At 41.4% G+C, this 21,164-nt stretch carries 21 protein-coding genes; 14 read left to right on the forward strand and 7 right to left on the reverse strand.

What is annotated here, in order from left to right; all coding sequences use genetic code 11:
* Position 1: 1 nt before the first annotated feature.
* From BN1765_RS06340 to BN1765_RS06365, 6 genes are all read left to right on the forward strand, one after another.
* Positions 2-946, forward strand: coding sequence for an ABC transporter ATP-binding protein (locus tag BN1765_RS06340; RefSeq protein WP_050614319.1), 945 nt, complete (start codon positions 2-4; stop codon positions 944-946).
* A 333-nt stretch (positions 947-1,279) separates the two neighbouring features.
* Entirely contained in the window at positions 1,280-2,989 is a 1,710-nt protein-coding gene (locus BN1765_RS06345; RefSeq protein ID WP_050614320.1) for a peptide ABC transporter substrate-binding protein, read from the forward strand.
* 110 nt (positions 2,990-3,099) lie between these two features.
* Positions 3,100-4,029, forward strand: coding sequence for an oligopeptide ABC transporter permease (gene opp3b, locus BN1765_RS06350; protein WP_050614321.1), 930 nt, complete (start codon positions 3,100-3,102; stop codon positions 4,027-4,029).
* Positions 4,029-5,063, forward strand: coding sequence for an oligopeptide ABC transporter permease (opp3C, locus tag BN1765_RS06355; protein WP_050614322.1), 1,035 nt, complete (start codon positions 4,029-4,031; stop codon positions 5,061-5,063). The genes opp3b and opp3C overlap by 1 nt, the downstream gene beginning before the upstream one ends.
* Positions 5,064-5,078: 15 nt before the next feature.
* Positions 5,079-6,101, forward strand: a complete 1,023-nt coding sequence (locus BN1765_RS06360; protein WP_050614323.1) for an ABC transporter ATP-binding protein — start codon at positions 5,079-5,081, stop codon at positions 6,099-6,101.
* Positions 6,102-6,108: 7 nt separating this feature from the next.
* Positions 6,109-7,071: an ABC transporter ATP-binding protein gene (locus tag BN1765_RS06365; protein ID WP_050614324.1), complete on the forward strand. Its 963-nt coding sequence runs from the start codon at positions 6,109-6,111 to the stop codon at positions 7,069-7,071.
* A 112-nt stretch (positions 7,072-7,183) separates the two neighbouring features.
* Here the strand turns inward: BN1765_RS06365 and BN1765_RS06370 are convergent, their stop codons facing one another.
* Positions 7,184-7,375 carry a hypothetical protein gene (locus BN1765_RS06370; RefSeq protein ID WP_050614325.1) on the reverse strand — a complete coding sequence of 64 codons (192 nt, stop codon included), beginning with the start codon at positions 7,373-7,375 and terminating at the stop codon, positions 7,184-7,186.
* A gap of 658 nt (positions 7,376-8,033) precedes the next feature.
* Here BN1765_RS06370 and spxA point away from each other — a divergent pair.
* A complete protein-coding gene (gene spxA / locus BN1765_RS06375) occupies positions 8,034-8,429 on the forward strand; it encodes a transcriptional regulator SpxA (protein ID WP_050614326.1) in 396 nt (131 codons plus the stop codon).
* A 43-nt stretch (positions 8,430-8,472) separates the two neighbouring features.
* Here spxA and BN1765_RS06380 read toward each other — a convergent pair whose 3' ends face one another.
* Positions 8,473-9,003, reverse strand: a complete 531-nt coding sequence (locus tag BN1765_RS06380; protein WP_050614327.1) for a GNAT family N-acetyltransferase — start codon at positions 9,001-9,003, stop codon at positions 8,473-8,475.
* Between the two features lie 411 nt (positions 9,004-9,414).
* On the opposite strand from BN1765_RS06380, the gene mecA reads away from it, so the two are divergent.
* Together mecA and cls are read left to right on the forward strand one after the other, a co-directional pair.
* Positions 9,415-10,092: an adaptor protein MecA gene (mecA, locus tag BN1765_RS06390; RefSeq protein ID WP_050614329.1), complete on the forward strand. Its 678-nt coding sequence runs from the start codon at positions 9,415-9,417 to the stop codon at positions 10,090-10,092.
* A gap of 129 nt (positions 10,093-10,221) precedes the next feature.
* Positions 10,222-11,733, forward strand: coding sequence for a cardiolipin synthase (cls, locus tag BN1765_RS06395; RefSeq protein ID WP_050614330.1), 1,512 nt, complete (start codon positions 10,222-10,224; stop codon positions 11,731-11,733).
* A gap of 78 nt (positions 11,734-11,811) precedes the next feature.
* Here the strand turns inward: cls and BN1765_RS06400 are convergent, their stop codons facing one another.
* Positions 11,812-12,309, reverse strand: coding sequence for a GNAT family N-acetyltransferase (locus BN1765_RS06400; protein WP_050614331.1), 498 nt, complete (start codon positions 12,307-12,309; stop codon positions 11,812-11,814).
* 137 nt (positions 12,310-12,446) lie between these two features.
* On the opposite strand from BN1765_RS06400, the gene BN1765_RS06405 reads away from it, so the two are divergent.
* Positions 12,447-13,661: a competence protein CoiA gene (locus BN1765_RS06405; protein WP_050614332.1), complete on the forward strand. Its 1,215-nt coding sequence runs from the start codon at positions 12,447-12,449 to the stop codon at positions 13,659-13,661.
* Positions 13,662-13,756: 95 nt separating this feature from the next.
* Positions 13,757-15,577, forward strand: a complete 1,821-nt coding sequence (gene pepF, locus BN1765_RS06410; protein WP_082195423.1) for an oligoendopeptidase F — start codon at positions 13,757-13,759, stop codon at positions 15,575-15,577.
* A 663-nt stretch (positions 15,578-16,240) separates the two neighbouring features.
* Here pepF and BN1765_RS06415 read toward each other — a convergent pair.
* The 4 genes from BN1765_RS06415 to BN1765_RS06430 form a co-directional block, all read right to left on the reverse strand.
* Complete coding sequence (locus tag BN1765_RS06415) at positions 16,241-17,140, reverse strand: ClpXP adapter SpxH family protein (protein WP_230199502.1); 900 nt, start codon at positions 17,138-17,140, stop codon at positions 16,241-16,243.
* Positions 17,141-17,242: 102 nt separating this feature from the next.
* Positions 17,243-17,626, reverse strand: coding sequence for a globin domain-containing protein (locus tag BN1765_RS06420; protein ID WP_050614334.1), 384 nt, complete (start codon positions 17,624-17,626; stop codon positions 17,243-17,245).
* 133 nt (positions 17,627-17,759) lie between these two features.
* On the reverse strand, positions 17,760-18,449 hold the full coding sequence (locus BN1765_RS06425) for a lytic transglycosylase domain-containing protein (RefSeq protein WP_050614335.1): 690 nt from the start codon (positions 18,447-18,449) through the stop codon (positions 17,760-17,762).
* 17 nt (positions 18,450-18,466) lie between these two features.
* Positions 18,467-19,051 carry a CYTH domain-containing protein gene (locus BN1765_RS06430; protein WP_050614336.1) on the reverse strand — a complete coding sequence of 195 codons (585 nt, stop codon included), beginning with the start codon at positions 19,049-19,051 and terminating at the stop codon, positions 18,467-18,469.
* 179 nt (positions 19,052-19,230) lie between these two features.
* On the opposite strand from BN1765_RS06430, the gene BN1765_RS06435 reads away from it, so the two are divergent.
* From BN1765_RS06435 to BN1765_RS06445, 3 genes are all read left to right on the forward strand, one after another.
* Complete coding sequence (locus BN1765_RS06435) at positions 19,231-19,605, forward strand: UPF0738 family protein (RefSeq protein ID WP_050614337.1); 375 nt, start codon at positions 19,231-19,233, stop codon at positions 19,603-19,605.
* A gap of 15 nt (positions 19,606-19,620) precedes the next feature.
* Positions 19,621-20,262, forward strand: coding sequence for a GTP diphosphokinase (locus tag BN1765_RS06440; protein WP_050614338.1), 642 nt, complete (start codon positions 19,621-19,623; stop codon positions 20,260-20,262).
* A 90-nt stretch (positions 20,263-20,352) separates the two neighbouring features.
* Positions 20,353-21,147 carry an NAD kinase gene (locus tag BN1765_RS06445; RefSeq protein ID WP_050614339.1) on the forward strand — a complete coding sequence of 265 codons (795 nt, stop codon included), beginning with the start codon at positions 20,353-20,355 and terminating at the stop codon, positions 21,145-21,147.
* Positions 21,148-21,164 lie beyond the last annotated feature (17 nt).

A 21,164-nucleotide genomic window follows, 5' to 3' on the forward strand; every position in this document is an offset into this window, starting at 1 on the left:
GATGGCTGAACCAAAAAAGTTATTGGAAGTTAAACATTTAAAACAGTATTTTAATGTCGGCAAGCCCAATATGGTCAAAGCAGTCGACGATGTGAATTTCTTTATTTATGAGGGAGAAACACTAGGTTTGGTTGGAGAATCAGGCTGCGGTAAATCAACGACTGGACGCACGATTATCCGGCTATATGAAGCTACTGACGGAGAGGTCCTGTTCCGGGGCAAAAACGTGCACGGCAAGAAAACGAAAGCGGAAATGAAAGAATTGAACAGAAAGATGCAAATGATCTTCCAAGATCCATATGCGTCACTCAACCCAAGAATGAAGGTCGCCGACATTATTGCCGAGGGAATTGATATCCACGGATTGGCGAAAACAAAAGAAGACCGCATGAACCAGGTATACCACCTGCTCGAAACAGTCGGCCTTAACCGAGAGCATGCCAACCGTTATCCGCATGAATTCTCAGGCGGACAGCGCCAGCGTATCGGGATTGCCCGTGCCTTGGCGGTACAGCCGGATTTCATCATTGCTGATGAACCGATCTCTGCACTGGATGTTTCCATTCAGGCGCAGGTGGTTAATCTTCTAAAAGAGCTGCAAAAGGAAAAAGGCTTGACCTACTTGTTCATCGCCCATGATTTATCGATGGTTAAATACATTAGCGACCGGATCGGTGTCATGTATTTCGGGAAATTAGTAGAATTGACGACGAGTGAAGAATTGTATAATAATCCTCTACATCCATATACAAAATCCCTTTTATCGGCAATTCCTCAGCCTGACCCAATCAGCGAGAGAACACGCAAACGGGTGCCGTATGATCCGGCAGTCCATCGCTATGATGGTAGCGAAGAACTCAAAATGAGAGAAGTGAAGCCGGGGCATTTTGTGCTCTGCTCGGAAAAAGAATTTAAGCAATATCAAACTCAATTAGGCATTAAGTAAACATGCGGGTAAATCCCCGCATGTTTTTTTTATATCTCATGGGTATTTTCGAATTCTTGTAGCAGCGTCTAAATATAACATAATTGCATATGTATACATATATATTCAGGATCGAATAAGAGCAGAAATAGCAGTCACTTTATTGTCTTAGATCGTTCACACTGCATAATATCAAAATAAAGTAAAAGTTATAGGTAATTAGAACTATATTTTAAAATAAAACAGCTAATTTATTTATATTTTTAAAAATTCTGGCAAAAACGTAATTTACAAACAGGTAAAAGCTTGTATAATGAATTTGTAATACTAAATACATAAAAGGGGTGTAAATATTTGAAAAAGTCAAAATTTTCGTTGATTTTAAGCCTTTTGTTGGTGCTTAGCTTATTCCTCGCTGCTTGTTCTGGTAAAGACGATAAAGCAGGAACAAAGCCAGCTGATGGGAAAGACAATGATAAGGAAAAAGAAGAACAGCTGGCGGATACCCAGGAAGTGCGTATTTTGGAATCAGCTGAAATTCCTGGTATGGACAGTGCAAAGGTGAGCGATACAGTTTCATTCACAATGATCAATGCCACTCAAGAAGGTTTGTACCGTCAAAACCAAAAGAATGAATTTGAACCTGCTATCGCAGAAGGCGATCCAGAAATGAGCTCGGACGGCAAGGAATATACAATAAAGCTAAAGCAAGATATTAAATGGGATAATGGCGATCCTGTTACAGCGCATGATTTTGTGTACGGATGGCAACGCGCCATCGATCCTAAAACGAAGTCTGATTATGGCTATTATATGATGGACCATAAAATCCTCGGAGCTGCCGAAATCACTCAAGCTGGCGCCGACAACAAACAATACGATTTGAATACGCTTGGCGTTAAAGCGGAGGATGACTATACGCTGAAGGTTCAAACAGAAAAACCGATGACTGTTGAATTCTTCAAAGGTTTGATGGCATTTGGGACTTACATGCCGCAAAACGAGAAATTTGTAACAGCGCAAAACGGCAAATATGCTGCTAAAGCAGAGAATCTATTATCAAATGGTCCATTCAAGATGACAAAATGGGAAGGCCCAACATCTTCAGAATGGGTAATGGAAAAAAATGAATCTTATCGCGATGCTGCTAATGTCAACATTACGAAGCTGACATTCAATGTTTCAAAAGAACCACAGGCGTCTGTGAATGCTTTGGAAGCAGGCGAAGTAGATATCACGCCGAAATTGGGTTCAGACGTAGTGCCGCAATATGAGAAGGATCCGCGTATGCTTCGTTGGTTGGAACCAACAATATTCTGGTTGAAAATGAACCAAAAAGGCAATGATGCTCTGAAAAATGTGAATATTAGAAAAGCGATTGCTCAAGCGTTCAATAAAGAGGATCTGGCTTCAGCTGTATTAAACAACGGTTCTAAACCTGCGAACTTTGCAGTGCCTGCTGATTTTGTAAAAGATTCAAAAGGCGAGGACTTCCGGAAGGGCAATGGCGATATGCTGACTTATAACCCTGAAGAAGCTAAAAAAGCATGGGAACAGGGCTTGAAAGAAATCGGCAAAAAAGAAGTAACTATTAGATATTTGGGCGGGGATACTGAAACATCCAAGAAAACCGACCAATATATGAAAAACCAGCTGGAAAAGAACTTGCCTGGTTTGAAAATAAAACTTGAAAGTGTACCATTCAAAATCCGTTTGGATCGCGATGTCAAACAAGATTATGATCTGCAAGCAGCTGGATGGGGCCCTGACTACCTCGATCCGATCTCCTTTTCAGATCTATGGGTGACTGACGGCGGTAACAACAAAATGAGCTATTCAAATCCTGAGTACGACAAATTGATCCAAGATGCACAAAATACTTCCGATGCAGATGCACGCTGGGAAATGCTTCAAAAAGCAGAAAAAATCGTCATGGATGATGCTGCAATCGCACCAATGTATCAACGGGCATCAAATTTATTGATTCAGCCGAAAGTAAAAGGTTTTGCATATCATCTTGTAGGACCGGAATACAGCTATCAATATATGAAAGTCTTAAAGTAATTGCAAAATGGTTCATTCAGGTAAAGAGAGAGTATACTGTATACTCTCTTTTTACCTGTAGAAAAAATGTCGAAAAATGAAGGATAGTTCAATATTAGGAGGTACACAGGTTGATTAAATTTATTTTACAGCGTGTAGTGTATATGGTCATTACCCTGTTTGTCATTGCATCCATCACTTTTTTCCTCATGAAAATAATACCCGGAACTCCTTTTTCTAAAGCAGATAAACTGACTCCTCAGCAATTGGAAATCATGAAAGACAAATACAATCTTAACGACCCTGTGCCTGTGCAATATGCAAGGTATATGCTGAATACTGTAAAAGGTGACCTAGGCGTTTCCTTTCAATTCGATAATATCAGCGTCACCGATATTTTAGGCCGATTGCTTGGACCATCTGCGCAATTAGGCTTTCAAGGAATGGTTTTAGGGACGGTGATCGGCATTACGCTAGGGTTATTGGCCGCCCTTTATCAGAATACGTGGGTAGATTACACAAGTACACTGATTGCCGTATTAGGAAAGTCCATTCCTAGTTTTGTATTTGCTGGTCTTTTGCAATATTTTGTTGCTGTTAAGCTGGGATGGCTGCCTGTCATGTTTTGGCGGGGATTTGAATACACGATTTTGCCGACAATCGCAATTGCTTTATTTCCTATATCGATTGCCGCACGTTTTATGAGGACAGAGATGATCGAAGTGCTTGGATCTGAATATATTGTCTTGGCAAAAGCGAAAGGGGCCAGCACGTTTGAAGTCTCCGTCAAGCATGCGATGCGGAATGCGATGATTCCTGTTGTCACTGTACTTGGGCCTTTGACTGTTTCTTTAATGACTGGCACTTTGGTCGTCGAACGGATTTTTTCCGTTCCTGGGATCGGGGAGCAATTTGTTAAATCCATTCAAGTAAATGATTATCCAGTCATTATGGGTACGACTTTATTATTTGCTGCATTATTTATATTCGTTGTTTTCATAGTAGATGTTCTCTATGGATTGATTGACCCGCGCATCCGTTTAGCTGGAGGTACGAAATAATGGCAAATATAGAATACAAGATTTCGGCTGAGAAATTCATTCCGGCTGACATTGACCGGTCTAAAAGTGAAGAGATCCATAAACCTAGTTTGAGCTTTTGGAAAGACTCTTGGCTACGTGTCCGAAAAAATAAAGGCGCAGTGTTCTGCATGGTTATTTTGGCCCTATTCTTAGTCATGGCTGTAATTGGACCATTCATATCCGGTAAGGAATACGATACCCAAAATGTTAAGTTTGCCAATTTGCCGGCAAAAATTCCTGCCTTGGAAAACATCCATTGGCTTCCTTTTGATGGAACGATGGTCACTAGAGCCGGCCAGGAAATCGATATGTACGAAATGAAAAAGGTACCAAAGGATACATATTTCTGGTTCGGTACAGATGCGTTAGGAAGAGATTTGTTTACCCGATTGTGGAAAGGCTCGCAAGTATCCCTTTATATCGCTTTTTTGGCGGCTGCTATTGATATGGTAGTCGGCGTTAGCTATGGGGCTATCTCTGGATATTTCGGCGGAAGGCTCGATACCATTATGCAGAGAATCACAGAAGTGTTGATGGGCATCCCGAATTTGGTCGTCGTTATATTGATGATCCTTGTTTTTGAACCGGGAATCATTTCGATTACGCTTGCAATGTCCATTACAGGTTGGGTCAGCATGGCTAGGGTAGTAAGGGCGCAGGTCCTTAAATTCAAGGAGCAGGAATATGTGCTGGCAGCCCGGACTTTGGGGAGCTCTAATGCCAAAATTATCTTTAAACATCTTTTGCCGAATTTAACAGGGATCATTCTCATTAATACAATGTTTACAATCCCTAGTGCTATTTTCTTTGAAGCATTCCTCAGCTTCATTGGGCTAGGGCTGCAGGCACCACTTGCATCATTAGGGACACTGATAGATGAAGGTTTCAAATCATTGATGATGTATCCACATATGCTTATTTTCCCTGCAATTGCTATCAGTCTTATTATGGTGTGCTTTAACTTGGTTGCCGACGGAATCAGGGATGCGTTAGATCCTAAAATGCGAGATTAAGGGAGGTGCAGAAAGATGAAAAAATTATTGGAAGTGAATGACTTGCATATTTCATTCCATACCTTTGCCGGAGAGGTCCAGGCAATTCGCGGCGTAAGTTTCGATTTGTATAAAGGGGAAACCCTTGCAATTGTAGGAGAATCAGGATCGGGCAAATCAGTTACAACTAAAAGCATTATGCGATTATTGCCGCCAGGAAATTCTGAAATCAAGAGCGGTGAAATCCTGTTTAATGGAAAAGACTTGGCCAAATTGCCGGAACGCCAAATGCAAAAGATTCGCGGGAAGGATATTTCAATGATATTCCAAGATCCGATGACTTCATTAAATCCGACCATGAAGATTGGCAAGCAAATCATGGAGCCGATTTTGAAGCACCAGAAAGTCAGCAAAGGTGAAGCGAAGGAACGGGCCCTAGATATTCTCAAATTGGTCGGCATTCCCATGGCTGAAACACGGTTTGAACAATATCCCCATCAATTTTCAGGAGGGATGAGACAGCGTGTTGTGATCGCAATCGCCCTTGCCTGCAATCCGCAAATCCTGATTGCTGATGAGCCGACAACCGCACTCGATGTAACCATCCAGGCACAGATTTTAGAATTGATGAAAAGACTGCAGAAGAAAGTCGATACGAGCATTATCTTCATTACCCACGACCTTGGTGTGGTGGCCAATGTCGCTGATCGGGTGGCGGTCATGTATGGTGGGAAAATTGTAGAGATAGGGACAGTAGATGAAATTTTCTATAATCCTCAACACCCATATACTTGGGGATTAATCAGTTCCATGCCTGATTTGGATTCTCGCGGCAAGGAGCTTTATGTCATCCCTGGAACCCCGCCTGATCTGCTGAACCCTCCCAAAGGTGATGCCTTTGCTCCGCGCAATGCCTATGCCATGGCTATTGATCTGGAAGAGCAGCCGCCTATGTTTAAGGTTTCGAATACCCATTATGCAGCCACCTGGCTTTTGCATCCTGACGCGCCTAAAGTTGAACCGCCTGCTGCTGTGATTAAAAGGTATGAACAATTCTAGGCGATGAATGGGGGGAAATGAAGTGGAAGGACGAAAGGTATTATTGGAAGTAAAGCATCTTAAGCAATATTTCAATCAAGGCAAGCCGAACATGGTGAAAGCGGTGGATGATGTTTCTTTTCAGATTTATGAAGGGGAAACACTAGGGCTAGTCGGGGAATCAGGTTGCGGGAAATCGACGACAGGCCGGACCATTATCCGTTTGTATGAAGCAACAGGCGGGAAAGTGCTATTCCGCGGCAAGGATGTTCATGGAAAAAAGTCAAAAAAAGAACTGAAAGAGTTTAACCATAAGATGCAGATGATTTTTCAGGATCCTTATGCCTCGCTTAATCCGCGCATGAAAGTCAGCGATATAATCGCAGAAGGCATTGATATACACGGATTGGCCAAAACGAAGGAAGAGCGGATGGAGAAGGTATATGAATTGCTTGAAACCGTGGGGTTAAGCCGGGAGCATGCCAACCGGTATCCACATGAGTTTTCAGGAGGCCAGCGGCAGCGGATTGGCATTGCGAGGGCGCTGGCGGTCCAGCCTGATTTTATTATTGCAGATGAGCCGATATCTGCCCTTGATGTATCAATCCAGGCGCAGGTAGTCAATCTTTTGAAAGATTTGCAGAAAGAGAAAGGATTGACTTATTTATTTATTGCCCATGACCTGTCGATGGTGAAATACATCAGCGACCGGATAGGGGTTATGTATTTCGGCAAACTTGTTGAACTGGCGACCAGCGAAGATTTATATGACCATCCTTTGCATCCATATACTAAATCTTTGCTTTCAGCCATTCCGCAGCCGGATCCAATCAGCGAACGGTTACGGAAAAGAACGGAATATAATCCAGCTGTCCATGGGTATACGCCTGATGAAGAAGTGAAAATGAGGGAGATAAGCCCAGGCCATTTCGTGATGTGCTCTGAAAAAGAATACAATCAGTATCAAAAAGAACGATTGGTTGTGAAATAAAGGTTTTTTCTGCCCGGTACAGAAAACAAAAGGGCGTTTAAACGCCGCTAAGAACCCAGTCAAAGTTTCATTTTGCCGTATAATCGAAACCACCCGTGATGGGTGGTTTCGATTAATCCTCAGCATGTTTTCCTCCTGCATTCGTCCATCCGTTCTGTGTATGCAGGCTTGCGTTTCGATAGATACCCTGTTTTTTGCCTCCAAATATTTTTTCTCCGATGCTGTTTGCTATTACCCCATTGAAAGCAGTTAGTCCTATGATCAGCAGGGCGGTTAACACTAGATCGAATATATAATCGGACATTTGCGAAAACCTCCTATCCCTCTGTATATCTTATTGGCGGAAATAAGAAAAAAGAAGCGAAAGTCTTTCGTTGTCCATGAAGAAATCAAGCCATAAATAAATTTGTTGTACCCTGTTTTAATTGGGGATAAGAATCCACTTCGAAAGATGGCAAAGACGAGGATGTCAAGAGCCCGTTAGAATCCCTGTGGCTCAATTAATGATTGGTGGAGAAGAATATAATCCCGGCCAATTAAAATTTTATTTATAGATGAGCAAAAATGTTTACAAATGTACAGAAAGGGTATAGATACAATATAGCGAGATGAAGATGAAATGCAAAAATGTGAAAAAAGTTATTTTAATATATGAATGGAATATGATAAATGAGAATAATGTTAGAATAACTTTGCTTTGTTTTTAGTTGTTTTTGGGTAAAAATACTTAGAAAGTAAAGGGATTTTCAGGAGTTTTGAAGCTGTGGATATACATCTTTCAAGGGTTTAAGGATATTGTTAATATTTTTCAAAAAAAGTGTTTATTTTGTGAATAATTCATGTATAATAAACTGTAGAAATTACTTATTTAAAGTCATTTCAATTTAGTCTGTTTGAGTCATGAATGGAAAAGTTTTCCCAATCATAGATCTAGGATTCTATAACAAGGGGAGTGGATAGCTATGGTAACACTATATACATCACCAAGCTGTACGTCATGTCGGAAAGCAAAAGCTTGGCTTGAAGAACATAACATACCTTATACGGAAAGAAATATTTTTTCTGAATCTCTATCTATAGAAGAAATTAAAGAAATCTTACGTATGACGGAAGATGGAACAGACGAGATTATTTCAACTCGTTCTAAAACGTTCCAAAAGTTGAATGTTAATTTAGAGTCTTTGCCTCTACAAAGACTATATAAACTTATTAAAGAAAATCCAGGCCTTTTAAGAAGACCGATTATCCTTGATGAGAAAAGACTTCAGGTTGGATACAACGAAGATGAAATTCGTCGTTTCTTGCCAAGAAAAGTGCGTACGTATCAATTGCGTGAAGCGCAAAAAATGGTTAATTAATATAAATGGTTCCCTTGACAAGTTGGTCAAGGGTTTTTTTTGTTTATTCATTTTGGAAGATCCAAAATCGTTTGACCACATTCCCATTTTCTTCAATGAAATCCTCGTCTTCCTTGCCGCCATTTTTTCTGATCACTTTTTCTGAAGCTATATTGGTTGAATCGCAAGTAACCAAAACTTTTGGTATGCCAAGCACTTTTGTTTGTATAAGAGCAAGCCGGAGAAGTTCAGTTGCATATCCTTTTTGGCGTTGGCTTGGACGTATGCCGTAACCGATATGCCCTCCTGTTTGTAATAAAGGAGGAGTAAGGCGGTGGCGGATACTTGCCGCACCTATGATTGTCTCGTTATGATCCACCAGCCAGAACATGGAGTTGGAAATCCAAGAGGCCGGAATGCCGATCCCTTTTTCTGCATTGCGAACTTTTTCGATATAGGCGAAGAAATTAGACGGATCTGTTGCGCTGGCCTGTGGGATGATCGTTTCTTTCGCTGCTTTCCATTCATTATAGTAAGCCAAATATTCATTCTCCAAGAGCGGGTCAGGTTTAATGAGACGTACAGGCCGATGCATAGGCAACCTCCTTTTAAAAAAAATGTGCAAGCTCTATCATGTTATTTTTAGGTTAGTTAACATATAATAACATAATAATTAGAAAATTGTAATAATAAAGCTTTGTTTTTTATTCCATTTCCAATAGGGCTAAGACTCCCGTTTCAAAAATAAGTTTCCCTTTATCTTGATTACGCTTCTTGATATCTGCTTTCTTTTTATGTAAAATAAGAGGAATCTTTAGGCATATGTTTGTTTTTGCTGAATTTCTGCATTTTGTTTTCCTTATCTTTATTTTTATCATAAAATAAAGATAGAACAATAGATGGTTATGCCCTTTATATAGAGGGTAGAATAATAAGGACAATTGACTCACTTTTACTGGGGGTAATTCCCTTCAAACAATACTCAAGCAGAAGGGAGAGGGGATTTATGGAAATAGAACGCATTAACGAAAATACCGTAAAATTTTACATTTCTTATATGGATATTGAAGAAAGAGGCTTTGACCGTGATGAAATTTGGTATAATCGCGACCGGAGTGAAGAACTATTCTGGGAGATGATGGACGAAATTCATCATGAAGAAGAATTTTCTATAGAAGGCCCACTTTGGATTCAAGTGCAAGCGATGGATAAAGGCTTAGAAATTATGGTGACAAAGGCGCAGTTTACCAAAGATGGACAGAAAATTGAATTGCCTATTGCTGATGACAAAATTCGGGATTTACCCGTAGATGAACGAATTGAATCTCTTCTTGATCAACATTTTCAGTTGAAGGCGGAAGTAGATGGTGAAGAACCAGTAGAATATGAGTTGGATGTGCTGGAATGTATGATTGTGTTCCAGGATTTTGAAGATTTGATTTCTCTAAGTAAATGCAATGGTTTGGAAGGGTTTAAATCATCCTTGTATACGTTTGAAGGTAAATATTACTTATACGTTGAATTTGACGAGGATGTAGAAGACGAAGAAGCAGTTGATAATACACTAAGTATCTTGTTGGAATACGGTGCTGAATCTCCTGTGACCATTCACAGAGTGCAGGAATACGGCAAAGAAATTATTGCCGCGGATGTATTTACCACCATCCAACATTATTTTTCATAAGTTAAGAGCCAGCTTCTAGTCAGAAGTTGGTTTTTTTTTATTTCTCTTGCCTAATGCCGAATAATGAGAAAAAATGGGTATATAGGATAGGGTATACATACAGATAAATAGGATAGCGGGGGTGGATGCATGAAAAATACAGTTCGGGTTCTGATCTTTCTTGTTTTGCTAGGCACCGTATGGTACTTATTGAGAGATTATATACATACCAGCATTTTTAGTGTATTCAGTATTTTGATTTCACTTGCGGCTATTATAGTGGGGATCGTGGTTTTTCTTGAAAACAGGCATCCGACCCAAACATTAGCGTGGTTGGTTGTTTTCGGCGCTTTTCCCTTGCTTGGCTTTATTTTTTATTTATTGTTCGGGCGCAATTACCGGAAAGAAAGAATGTATAGGAAGAAATATTTCCTGGACAAGCAGACTTTCCTTAAGAATGAAGGGGAGCGGGTTGTCAGCGAGGAAAGAATGGAAATGATGGGGGAACACCAGAGAAACTTGATTGAGTTGGCGCAAAATATTGGCAACAGTCCGATTTCGTTTGCAACCGAAACTCAGATTCTTACAAATGGAAATGAGACATTTACTGCCATTATAGACGAGCTGAAGAAAGCGCAGCACCATATCCACATGGAATATTACATTGTGCGGGATGACAAAATCGGCAAAGATATTAAATCCGTTCTATTGGAGCGGGCGGGCCAGGGAGTGAAAGTCCGTTTTATGTATGATGCGGTCGGAGCCTGGACCTTATCGCGTGAATACTTGGATGATTTACGGAATGGCGGAGTTGAAGTGGCTAGGTTCGGTCCGGTCCATTTGCCTTTCTTAAACAATAAAGCTAATTTTCGCAACCACCGAAAGATTGTTGTGATTGATGGAAAAGTCGGTTTTGTAGGAGGGTTAAATATAGGGGATGAATATTTAGGCAGAGATGAAACGTATGGTTTCTGGAGGGACACGCATCTTATGGCAAAAGGAGAGGCGGTCAGGTCGCTGCAATTGATTTTTTTGCAGGATTGGTATTACAGTACGAACCATAGCTTCCTGACCGATCTATACCTGCCTCCGAGTGTTCCCTTAAAGCATCGCCACGGCGGTGTGCAGATGATTGCAGGCGGGCCGGACAACGAATGGAGCGTCATCAAGAATATCTTTTTCAGTATGATCACATCTGCTAAGGAATCGGTCTGGATCGCTTCCCCTTATTTTATTCCCGATGAAGATATTTTTTCGGCGTTAAAAATTGCGGCATTAAGCGGTTTGGATGTCCGCTTGCTGGTACCGATGAATCCGGACAAAAAGATTGTCTGGCATGCTTCCCGGTCCTATTTTCCGGATTTGTTGGAAGCAGGGGTTAAGATCTTCCAATATAAAAATGGATTCATGCACAGTAAGATTGTGATTGTGGACCGTGAATTGGCTTCCATTGGAACCGCCAATATGGATATGCGCAGCTTTCATCTCAATTTTGAGGTAAACGCCTTCTTATACCGTACGCGGTCGACGCAAAAACTGGTAGAAGATTTTGAGATGGATATTACCCAATCTCAGCAGCTGACATGCGAATCGTTTAATACAAGGCATTTGGGGACCAGAATCCTTGAATCCACATGCCGACTGTTATCGCCGCTGCTGTGATGGATTGGAAAGGCTTCCTTTTAAGGGAGCCTTTTTTTATCGACTGCATCTTCAGGAGAGGGAAATAGCAAAATGTTCTTACTTCAAAAATAGGGCCATATGAAATTCATCATAGTAAAAGCCGTTATGTTTTAAGGCCTTTTTTTCCGTACTGAATATCTCGAAGCCGGCTTTTTTATATAGGTCGACAGCTGGAGTATTGGTGCAAGTGACGGATAATTGAAGTTGCTCGAAGCCTGATTGTTTTGCATGCTCGATTGCGTGGAGAATCAAAGATTTGCCAAACCCTTTGCCGCGTTCTTCCGGGCTGACATACATGGCTGTCAGTGTGGCTTTATGGCTGAGTTTCTTGTGTGAGTGGGGGACAATCGTGAGCACGCCCCGCAGAAGTTGTTTTTCATAAACTCCAAAGGTTTGTGTGGCGGCCGTTTGGAATCTTTCTTTGTATTTCTTATGCGTCTGTTTTGCTTCTTCTTCATAAGAAGAAGCAAAAGCTTCCGGATGATCTTTTAAAGCCTTCAGGCGAAGGGTAAAGTATTCTTTGGCATCCTGGGGATGAAGCAATCGAATAATCATAAAAACCTGCCTTTCACTTTGTGGAATTTATTTCTATTATACATAAAAGTGAGAGAGCCTTTTCTTATTTGTTGCAGGCAGGAAATAGACGGTTTTTCGGCGAATACATCGATAAATTGATTTTAGGAGGGAGATTGTTGCTGGTTGCTATGAATCAAAAGAATGAAAGGATTACATTGATTGGATGCAGTGAAAAAACGCTGGCGAAAATGCGCAAGGAATCTTTTCGCTGCCCTTGCTGCAAAGGAAAAGTCATGATGAAGGCCGGCAGGGTTATGGTTCCGCATTTCGCCCATCTTTCAAAAGAGGAATGTGCTGCTTCCGAACCTGAGTCGGTTGTCCATCTGCAGGGAAAAAAGCATCTGTTCAGGTGGCTAAGCAAGCAGGGGTACAATGTTCAGCTTGAAATGTACTTTCCTGCCATTAAACAGCGTGCTGATTTATATATAGAAAAAGCGAAATGGCGATTTGCATTCGAGTTCCAATGTTCGCTTATCACATCTGAAGAGGTTCGAAAGAGAACTTTGGGCTATAAAAAGCTTGGCATACGCGTTATTTGGATATTAAATGCCGACCTCTTAAAAAATGGACGAGGCACGGAATGCACGTTGTCTTCATTTCAATGGAGTGCCGCTTTCGGAACTATGCATGCCCCTCGTCTGTTCTTCTATTCCCCCCATAACGAACAATTCACTATTCTCCAACATATAATCCCTTTTTCTTCTAGGCAATGTTTTTGTAATCGGTGGATCAAACGGATGTCTGCCATCACTTTGTATGATCTTTTAAATATGGCTCCCGACCATAAAAATCCATTGCAGCGTTGGCATCATAAAAAATTGGCATGGAGGATAAATGCCTGCCGTTATGCCGATTATTCAAGCCCCTTTTTTACAGCGCTATACGAAACCAATATAGCACCCGCTACATTGCCCTTAGAAATCGGAATCCCTGTGCCGGGCGGCTTTATGTATGAAACACATTGTGTGGAATGGCAATTCTGGCTCTATCGTGAATGTATGTCTAAATTGTCTATAAATGAAGGGTTTCATCGTTTTGATTGGAGAGGGACCGTCGTTTCGTTAATAAAGCAGCAAAAAATTTCACTTCGCCTACTGCCAGGACTTTCATATTTAGACGCTTTTTGGCCAGCAGATATGTATTTGGAGGCGCTTGTCATTTTAGGGATTCTTCAGGAAAAATCGGAAGGTTTTTATGTTTTCGTTAAACCGCTTACTCCCTTTCATCCTAAAGCCTCGCAAATAGAACAAAATAAGCATGAAAAGTTATGGAGCATCTATAGTAAACTCATGAAAAATAGCATGGATTCATACACTAAGGGAGCAAAGTGAAGTAAATGCAGGAAAAGAGCGAAAAGTACAGAATTAATAGTATAATTAGGGCTATAGAAGTACTAATGAAATCTTAGATGTGGAGGACGAATAATATGTCAGAAACAAAAACAGCTGCTTTGCCTAACCGCAGCGATCTTAAAGAGGAAGATACATGGAGATTGGAAGATATATTTGCGACAGATACATTATGGGATGAGGAGTATAAAAGCCTGAAAGAGGAATTATCAAAGGCTTCAGATTTAAAGGGAACACTTGGTGAAAGTGCAGAGCATTTATACCGCGCCCTTCAATTTCAAGACAGCATTTTCGAAAGACTTGACAGACTTTATGCATATTCACATATGAGACATGACCAAGATACAGCTAATTCCGTCTACCAAGCCATGGATGGCCGCGCCAAATCTTTATATGCAGAAGTAGCAAGCTCATTCTCATTCATTGTACCGGAAATCCTAAGCATAGATGAATCTAAGATTGCCGCTTTTATGCAGGAATTGCCTGAGCTTAAGCTGTATGAGCACAGCCTGGAAGAAATCAACCTTCAGCGCCCTCATGTATTATCAGCTAATGAGGAAGCTTTGCTTGCCCAAGCATCAGAAGTATTGGATGCATCTAGTAATACCTTCAGTATGCTGAACAATGCCGACTTGGAATTTCCGACGATCAAGGATGAAAACGGCGAAGACATCCAAGTGACGCACGGCCGGTACAGCACTTTGCTTGAAAGCGAAGACCGCAGGGTGCGAAAAGACGCTTTTGAAGCAACCTATGAAACATACGGCCGATATTTGAACACTTTCTCCACCACACTGGGCGGAACCGTAAAGAAACAAAACTTCAATAGCCGGATCAGACATTTTGATTCTGCACGCCAAGCTGCTTTAAGTGCGAACAATATTCCGGAAAGCGTGTATGATAATCTGGTCAATACGGTTAACGAGAATCTAAACCTGTTGCATCGATATGTGGATCTCCGCAAAAAGGTGCTGGGCGTTGATGAATTGCATATGTACGACCTTTATACACCGTTGGTAAAAGATGTGAAATTTAAAGTTACCTATGATGAAGCGAAGGAATATGTGATGAAGGGCTTGGCACCACTCGGTGAAGATTATGGCCGGATATTGAAAGAAGGATTTGAAAACCGTTGGGTCGATGTCCATGAGAATAAAGGTAAGCGAAGCGGAGCTTATTCTTCCGGTTCTTACGGAACAAATCCATATATCTTAATGAATTGGCAGGATGATGTGAATAACCTGTATACGCTTGTTCATGAATTCGGCCATTCCGTCCACAGCTATTACACGACAAATAACCAGCCTTTCATATACGGCGATTACAGCATTTTCGTAGCTGAAGTGGCTTCCACATGCAACGAAAATCTATTGACTGATTATCTGTTGAATACGATTGAGGACGATAAGAAGCGGATGTATGTATTGAACCATTATTTAGAAGGATTCAGAGGGACTGTTTTCCGTCAAACCATGTTTGCTGAATTCGAACAGCTGATCCATAAAAAGGCGCAAAATGGAGAGACATTGACAGCAGAATCATTGACGGAAGAATATTATAATCTGAACAAGAAGTATTTCGGCGATAATATTGTCATCGATCAAGAAATAGGCAGAGAGTGGGCTAGAATCCCTCACTTCTATTATAATTTCTATGTATACCAATATGCGACCGGCTTCTCCGCAGCGACAGCTTTAAGTAAACAGATATTGGAAGAGGGAAAACCGGCTGTTGACCGATATATCAATAACTTCCTGAAAGCAGGAAGCTCTGATTACCCAATCGAAGTCTTGAAGAAAGCCGGAGTCGATATGACTACTGCAGAACCAATCAAGGAAGCCTTCAAAGTATTTGAAGAAAGATTGGATGAACTGGAACATTTGTTAGAAAACAAATAAAAGATGAAGAGGGGGCATTTCTTTGGAATGCCCCCTCACTTTGATAAACGTTATAACTTGCCTCAGTTTTGCATATTAGGTACATAAATATTATTTTAGAATACCTTATTACCGGAATTAAAAACCTTTGAAACGATTCCTATTTTTGAATGACAGCAGGAATAGGAGCAGGGTGAAGTAAAGGATGGGAACAGAAAATAGAAGCGGGAAAATATGAAGGAAAGCTAGTATATGTAGAAAAAAAGCCCCAATAATACAAAACAATAAAAGAAGAGACATTCTCTTTTTCATCGGCGCCTCCTTATTACACACTTGTTTCTACAGTATATGAAACCACCATCAAATCATACTAAAAATTTGACGAAATTGTGAATTAGAGAGCAAACACTTGTATTTTAGAATAATAACGTGTAATATAATGAGTGTGAAGTTGATCACAAGCAAACATATACCCCTTTGTTTGACCGTGAAAAATTTCTCCCATCCCCTTTGTTCGTATGAATAGAAAAAGCCCTGCTTATCCCGGCGGGGCTTTTTCGTGTCTTAAAAACGCTTTTTCCCGGTTGAGTGTTATAAGGATTTGGTTTGGCACAGGCGGGAAACAATGGTGGGAGACTGTTTCAGAGCAAATAAAAAAGCAGAGATCGCGAGAATCCCTGCTTTTTATTCTGCTTTATTATATTTCCAGAAGGTGCCGTATTTCTTTGTCGGCAAGTGCAGAACGATTTGTTGCAATAGAAGTTTTTTCAGCTCTTTCTCAGCCGTTTGATCATCGAGATTATAGGCTACAGCCACTTCCCTGGTCGCTACCACATTATAGAATCTTACAAAGGATTCGATGTCCGGCAGTGGAGACGGTTCCGGCAGGGAAGGGAACATTTCAGCAAGGATGGACAAATATACGTCATATGGATAAAGCCCCGATACCTTGATCCCCTCGTCTTCAATATTCTCATTAAAAATGACCATTGTAGGAATCTCTTGAACATCCATTTCTGCAGTGATCTTTAAATCGCACTGAAAGGCTTTGATAGCAGCGTTTGAGCGAAAATCAACCTTGAATTCTTCTATATCTATTTTAGCTGCCTGTGCACATTCAATGAGCACAGATAGATCAGAGATATTTTTCCTCTTTAAGAAAAGAAATTCTTGAAGGGTGCGCAGGAAACGGATGCCGTTGCGTTTGCCCTGAAGTTCTGCAGCTTTAATGGCGAGTGAAGCATTATAGGGCATAATAATGTCGGGTGCAGAGAGGGGTATGCATTTTGCACAAGTTACATCGTGCCTATTTACTCCTTTTTCACAAAGAGCTTTAATTTTTTTTGTTTTCCGTGTACTGCCGTGGAAGTTCAGGGAAGCGAGTTTGCCGCTCAAGACATGTTTGATATTTATAATCTTTCCGTATTCCATCTGTAATTTCTTCAATACCGGTTCCAATGCCCAGCATTCAGGACATAATGGATCTATAAAAACATATATTTCAATTGGTTTCTTTCCGACTTGAGAACAATGATGGGCATGTAGCCAATCCATAAAATTAAATACTGTTTTTTGAGAACTCAACTGCTTTCTCCTTTCTTGACTGTTTGTAGTATAGAGGCCATTTTATTAGAAGTAAAATGGAACTTTATACCTGTTCGATGATCGATTCAGTCAAGTATTTTATTAATGGGAAGGAGTATTGACCATATGCTGGGCTGTTAAAGTGAGGCGTTGGAAAATAAATTCACGCAACTCGCTTTGCAGATGGACTTCATCCATCGCTCCACTCATACATTGGAGCCAAGCTTGTGCTCTTTCGGGAGTAATTTCAAAGGGTAGATGTCGAGCGCGAAGCATAGGGTGGCCATGCTCCTCTGCATATAAAGGCGGACCGCCAAGAAATTGGGTTAAAAATTGTTTTTGTTTACGGGCTGTTTCCGTCAAATCCTCAGGGAAAAGGGGAATCAGCAGCGGATGCTTTGAAACTCTGGCATAGAAGGCATCGACTAAATCGCTAAGGCCTTGTTCTCCAATCGCATCGTATGGAACATTCGAATTCTTCATCATTTTCTCCTCTAGCAACTTATGTAAAGTCATTGTAGCAAAGAGGTGGTGTTTATCTCAAATAAATAGCTTATTTAACTGGTAAATAGTACAAAAAACCCTTGCTTCCTCAATGGGCAAGGGTTTGAAATATGTGTCAGGCGTTGAAGGTACTCATCACTTTTTTTACATAGTTTTGGGTCTCCTTGAATGGCGGAACCCCATTGTAGCGATCGACATTGCCAGGGCCGGCATTGTAAGCCGCCAGGGCTAATTCTGTATTGCCGTCGTATTTTTCAAGCATCTGGGAGATATATTTGGTGCCTCCCATAATATTGTCTTTCGGGTCAAAGACATTCTGTACGCCAAGGAAGCGGGCTGTAGTTGGCATTAGCTGCATTAAGCCTGATGCTCCTACCGCGCTCTGGGCGTTCTGGTTGAAATTAGATTCTTGTTTGATGATCGCAGCAATCAGCTTGGCTGGTACATTGAACTTCTCGGCTGCTTGTTTGATATGATCGGCAAACTTAGAACCTGTGTTTTCCAAGCTGTTTGTGCCCTGTTGCAAAAGAGGGGCCAGCAAACCAGGGACGGAAGAAGGCAGTTTAGAGGCAATAGCCCCAAGCCCTTCACCGGCAGCATCGATTGCAGAGTCAGCCAGGCTGCCTACTATGCCTAGTGTATTGGAAATGGAACGATCGTCTGCTTCATCAGAAAGAATGCTTGTAAGCATTTCTTTGAAAAGTCCCGATGATTCTCCTGTTGATTCGCTCTGATTGGATGAACCAATGCCCAAGCCTTTCATTGCCTGCAATTCGATCATCGTTTTAAGATCTTGGATATTCATATATATCACCTCACTTGTTAATCTTGCTGGTATTTGGCGAGATAGAAGCGTTTAATTTTATTATCGGTATGGCGTAATGGAATGTTCAGTGTATGCAGCAGGTTTTCGAAAGTAATCTTTCCTTTGCGGTAATCCGTTGCCTCATATTCCAGTTCATAATCTTCCTTGCCGAGATATTCGCTGTGGTCTAAAACAAGCAAGCCACCTTCAAATTCAGTCTCCGCCCTTGTTGTTTTGAGCGAGCCAAAATAGGTGATAGCATCTTTCGGGATGTGGTAAGCCTCTTCAATCAGCGCGGTTATCGAATTATCGGTAAGATTGCCAGATTCAATTATTTGGCGCGCTTCCTTGCCGTCTATCGTTAAATTGGATTCTAGCAGGCCTTCCTTGGCGGGCTGTTTAAGCGTCATTTCATATTGACCGTTCTTTTCCCTGATTCGCAAGGCACAGCCATGTTCTTTAAGACTGAAGGATTCGGTATCGAAGTAATGGTTTTCTTGGCTGAAGAAGTGGGCCTCATTGATTTCTGCGTGTGAGCATAAATGCCCGAACTCCTCTTTGGTCAGCATATTCTTGAATTCAATTTCCATTTCCTGTTTCAAAACGGCAGCATCCTTTCGGTGAGTAGTTTCTACTATGAATCTTACTTCAAGCTTAGGCATACGTTAAGGGATATGGTAAAATAAAGTGGAACTTTTTAAAAGGAAAAAGAATCTCTTGAAAGCAGTAAATGGTTGGCCGTTTTTCGGGCAACACGGTTAGTTTAGGGAAGGAAGGTCATATGAGAAAAATTATCGAGATGAACGAAATACATATAGAACAGAATAAGTTGTCGGCGCAGATCCGCTTGGACAAAGGATTTGAAATCTCAGCCCGAGGGCAAATGCTGGTAGACTCTGATCAGTTTGCGCTTGTTTACATAATTGAATACCAAGGTGAATACGCCTACCTATCTTTTCCGGAAGAAACATGGCCAGTGCTTCATGAGGGGCTTAAAAACCAGTTTCCTGTATACGTGAACCACGAAGAAAAAGAAACGGAGCTTGTCGACTTCATGGAGGAATTAGCATATTTGGTAGATAATATAAAAGGTAATGCTAATTATGGGGACGATATGGGCCAAAAAATTGAAAAAGTCTTTTTATCAGAAGCTTGAGGCAGGTGCTGATTCATGATTTGGGATGATTTCTTAGCTCCGTATAAACAGGCAGTTGAGGAGCTAAAGGTGAAGTTAAAAGGAATGCGGACGCAATTCGAAAGGGAAAATATCCATTCACCTATTGAATTTGTGACCGGCCGTGTCAAACCCGTGCCGAGTATCCTTGATAAGGCGGAGAAAAAAGGGATTGCAATTGACCAATTAGGGGAAGAAGTCCAAGACATTGCCGGCCTAAGAATGATGTGCCAGTTCGTAGATGATATCAAAACGGTTGTAGAGTTGCTTCGGATGCGCAACGACTTCGAAATCATTGAAGAGAGAGATTATATTTCGCATGAGAAAAGCAGCGGATACCGGTCCTATCATGTGGTAATCAAGTATCCCGTACAGACAATCTACGGAGAGAAAAAAATACTGGCAGAAATCCAAATCCGGACGCTCGCTATGAACTTTTGGGCGACTATCGAACATTCGCTCAATTATAAATATCGGGGCCAATTCCCGGAAGATATAAAACTCCGATTGCAACGAGCTGCCGAAGCGGCTTATCTGCTTGATAAAGAAATGTCGGAAATCGCTTTGGAAATCCAGGAAGCCCAGCGCGTGTTTTCGCGCAAGACAGACGAGGGCGGAAGCGGCAAAGTACGTCCATAATGTAAATATTTGGTCGGAGAATCGGTCCTCGAAGGCTTGGATGCTGTGCTGTATCGGTTAGGGTAAAGGGATTACGCAGAGGAGGGTATTATGAAATTCGCTATATCGTCAAAGGGAGATAATAAGTCAAATATGCTCATGCAGAGGATGAAGTCGTACCTGATCGATTTCGGGTTGACTCTGGATGAGGAAAAACCGGATATTGTCATTTCTGTTGGGGGAGACGGTACATTATTGTATGCATTCCATCGCTTTAAACATCGATTGGACAAAACTGCTTTTGTTGGTGTGCATACTGGGCATCTTGGTTTCTATGCCGATTGGACGCCCGATGAAATAGAGAAGCTTGTGATAGCAATTGCCAAAACGCCTTATCAAGTAGTTGAATACCCCTTGCTCGAAATAATTGTCCGCTATAAACACAATGGTAAAGAATCCAAGTATTTAGCGCTCAATGAGTCGACCGTCAAAGGTGTGGAAGGGACGCTTGTTATGGATGTGGATATTAAAGGGCAGACTTTTGAGACATTCCGTGGAGATGGCCTTTGTCTATCGACGCCTTCGGGAAGCACTGCTTATAATAAAGCATTGGACGGCGCAATAATCCACCCGTCCATCCGTGCGATCCAATTGACGGAAATGGCATCCATCAACAATCGGGTTTTTCGGACAGTCGGTTCGCCGCTTATATTGCCCGACCATCATACATGCATGCTCAAGCCCTTGAATCAAGATGACTTCATCATAACAGTTGACCATCTCCAACTGCTGCAGAAGGATGTTAAATCCATTCAGTACCGCGTGGCGGATGAGCAGATCCGTTTTGCCCGTTTCCGCCCTTTCCCATTTTGGAAAAGGGTGCGTGATTCCTTTATTGGCGAGTAAAGGGGAGGAAACATCAA

It is taken from the genome of Bacillus testis, assembly GCF_001243895.1.
Lineage (GTDB): Bacteria > Bacillota > Bacilli > Bacillales > DSM-1321 > Bacillus_AD > Bacillus_AD testis.

Bases quoted from the DNA above. Each gene is read 5' to 3' on its own strand.
- BN1765_RS06420 (WP_050614334.1), bottom strand. From the start codon at position 17,626: ATGATGAAGAATTCGAATGTTCCATACGATGCGATTGGAGAACAAGGC.
- BN1765_RS06445 (WP_050614339.1), top strand. From the start codon at position 20,353: ATGAAATTCGCTATATCGTCAAAGGGAGATAATAAGTCAAATATGCTC.
- spxA (WP_050614326.1), top strand. From the start codon at position 8,034: ATGGTAACACTATATACATCACCAAGCTGTACGTCATGTCGGAAAGCA.
- cls (WP_050614330.1), top strand. From the start codon at position 10,222: ATGAAAAATACAGTTCGGGTTCTGATCTTTCTTGTTTTGCTAGGCACC.
- mecA (WP_050614329.1), top strand. From the start codon at position 9,415: ATGGAAATAGAACGCATTAACGAAAATACCGTAAAATTTTACATTTCT.
- BN1765_RS06440 (WP_050614338.1), top strand. From the start codon at position 19,621: ATGATTTGGGATGATTTCTTAGCTCCGTATAAACAGGCAGTTGAGGAG.
- pepF (WP_082195423.1), top strand. From the start codon at position 13,757: ATGTCAGAAACAAAAACAGCTGCTTTGCCTAACCGCAGCGATCTTAAA.
- BN1765_RS06425 (WP_050614335.1), bottom strand. From the start codon at position 18,449: ATGAATATCCAAGATCTTAAAACGATGATCGAATTGCAGGCAATGAAA.
- BN1765_RS06365 (WP_050614324.1), top strand. From the start codon at position 6,109: ATGGGGGGAAATGAAGTGGAAGGACGAAAGGTATTATTGGAAGTAAAG.
- BN1765_RS06400 (WP_050614331.1), bottom strand. From the start codon at position 12,309: ATGATTATTCGATTGCTTCATCCCCAGGATGCCAAAGAATACTTTACC.
- BN1765_RS06340 (WP_050614319.1), top strand. From the start codon at position 2: ATGGCTGAACCAAAAAAGTTATTGGAAGTTAAACATTTAAAACAGTAT.
- BN1765_RS06360 (WP_050614323.1), top strand. From the start codon at position 5,079: ATGAAAAAATTATTGGAAGTGAATGACTTGCATATTTCATTCCATACC.
- opp3C (WP_050614322.1), top strand. From the start codon at position 4,029: ATGGCAAATATAGAATACAAGATTTCGGCTGAGAAATTCATTCCGGCT.
- BN1765_RS06370 (WP_050614325.1), bottom strand. From the start codon at position 7,375: ATGTCCGATTATATATTCGATCTAGTGTTAACCGCCCTGCTGATCATA.
- BN1765_RS06435 (WP_050614337.1), top strand. From the start codon at position 19,231: ATGAGAAAAATTATCGAGATGAACGAAATACATATAGAACAGAATAAG.
- BN1765_RS06380 (WP_050614327.1), bottom strand. From the start codon at position 9,003: ATGCATCGGCCTGTACGTCTCATTAAACCTGACCCGCTCTTGGAGAAT.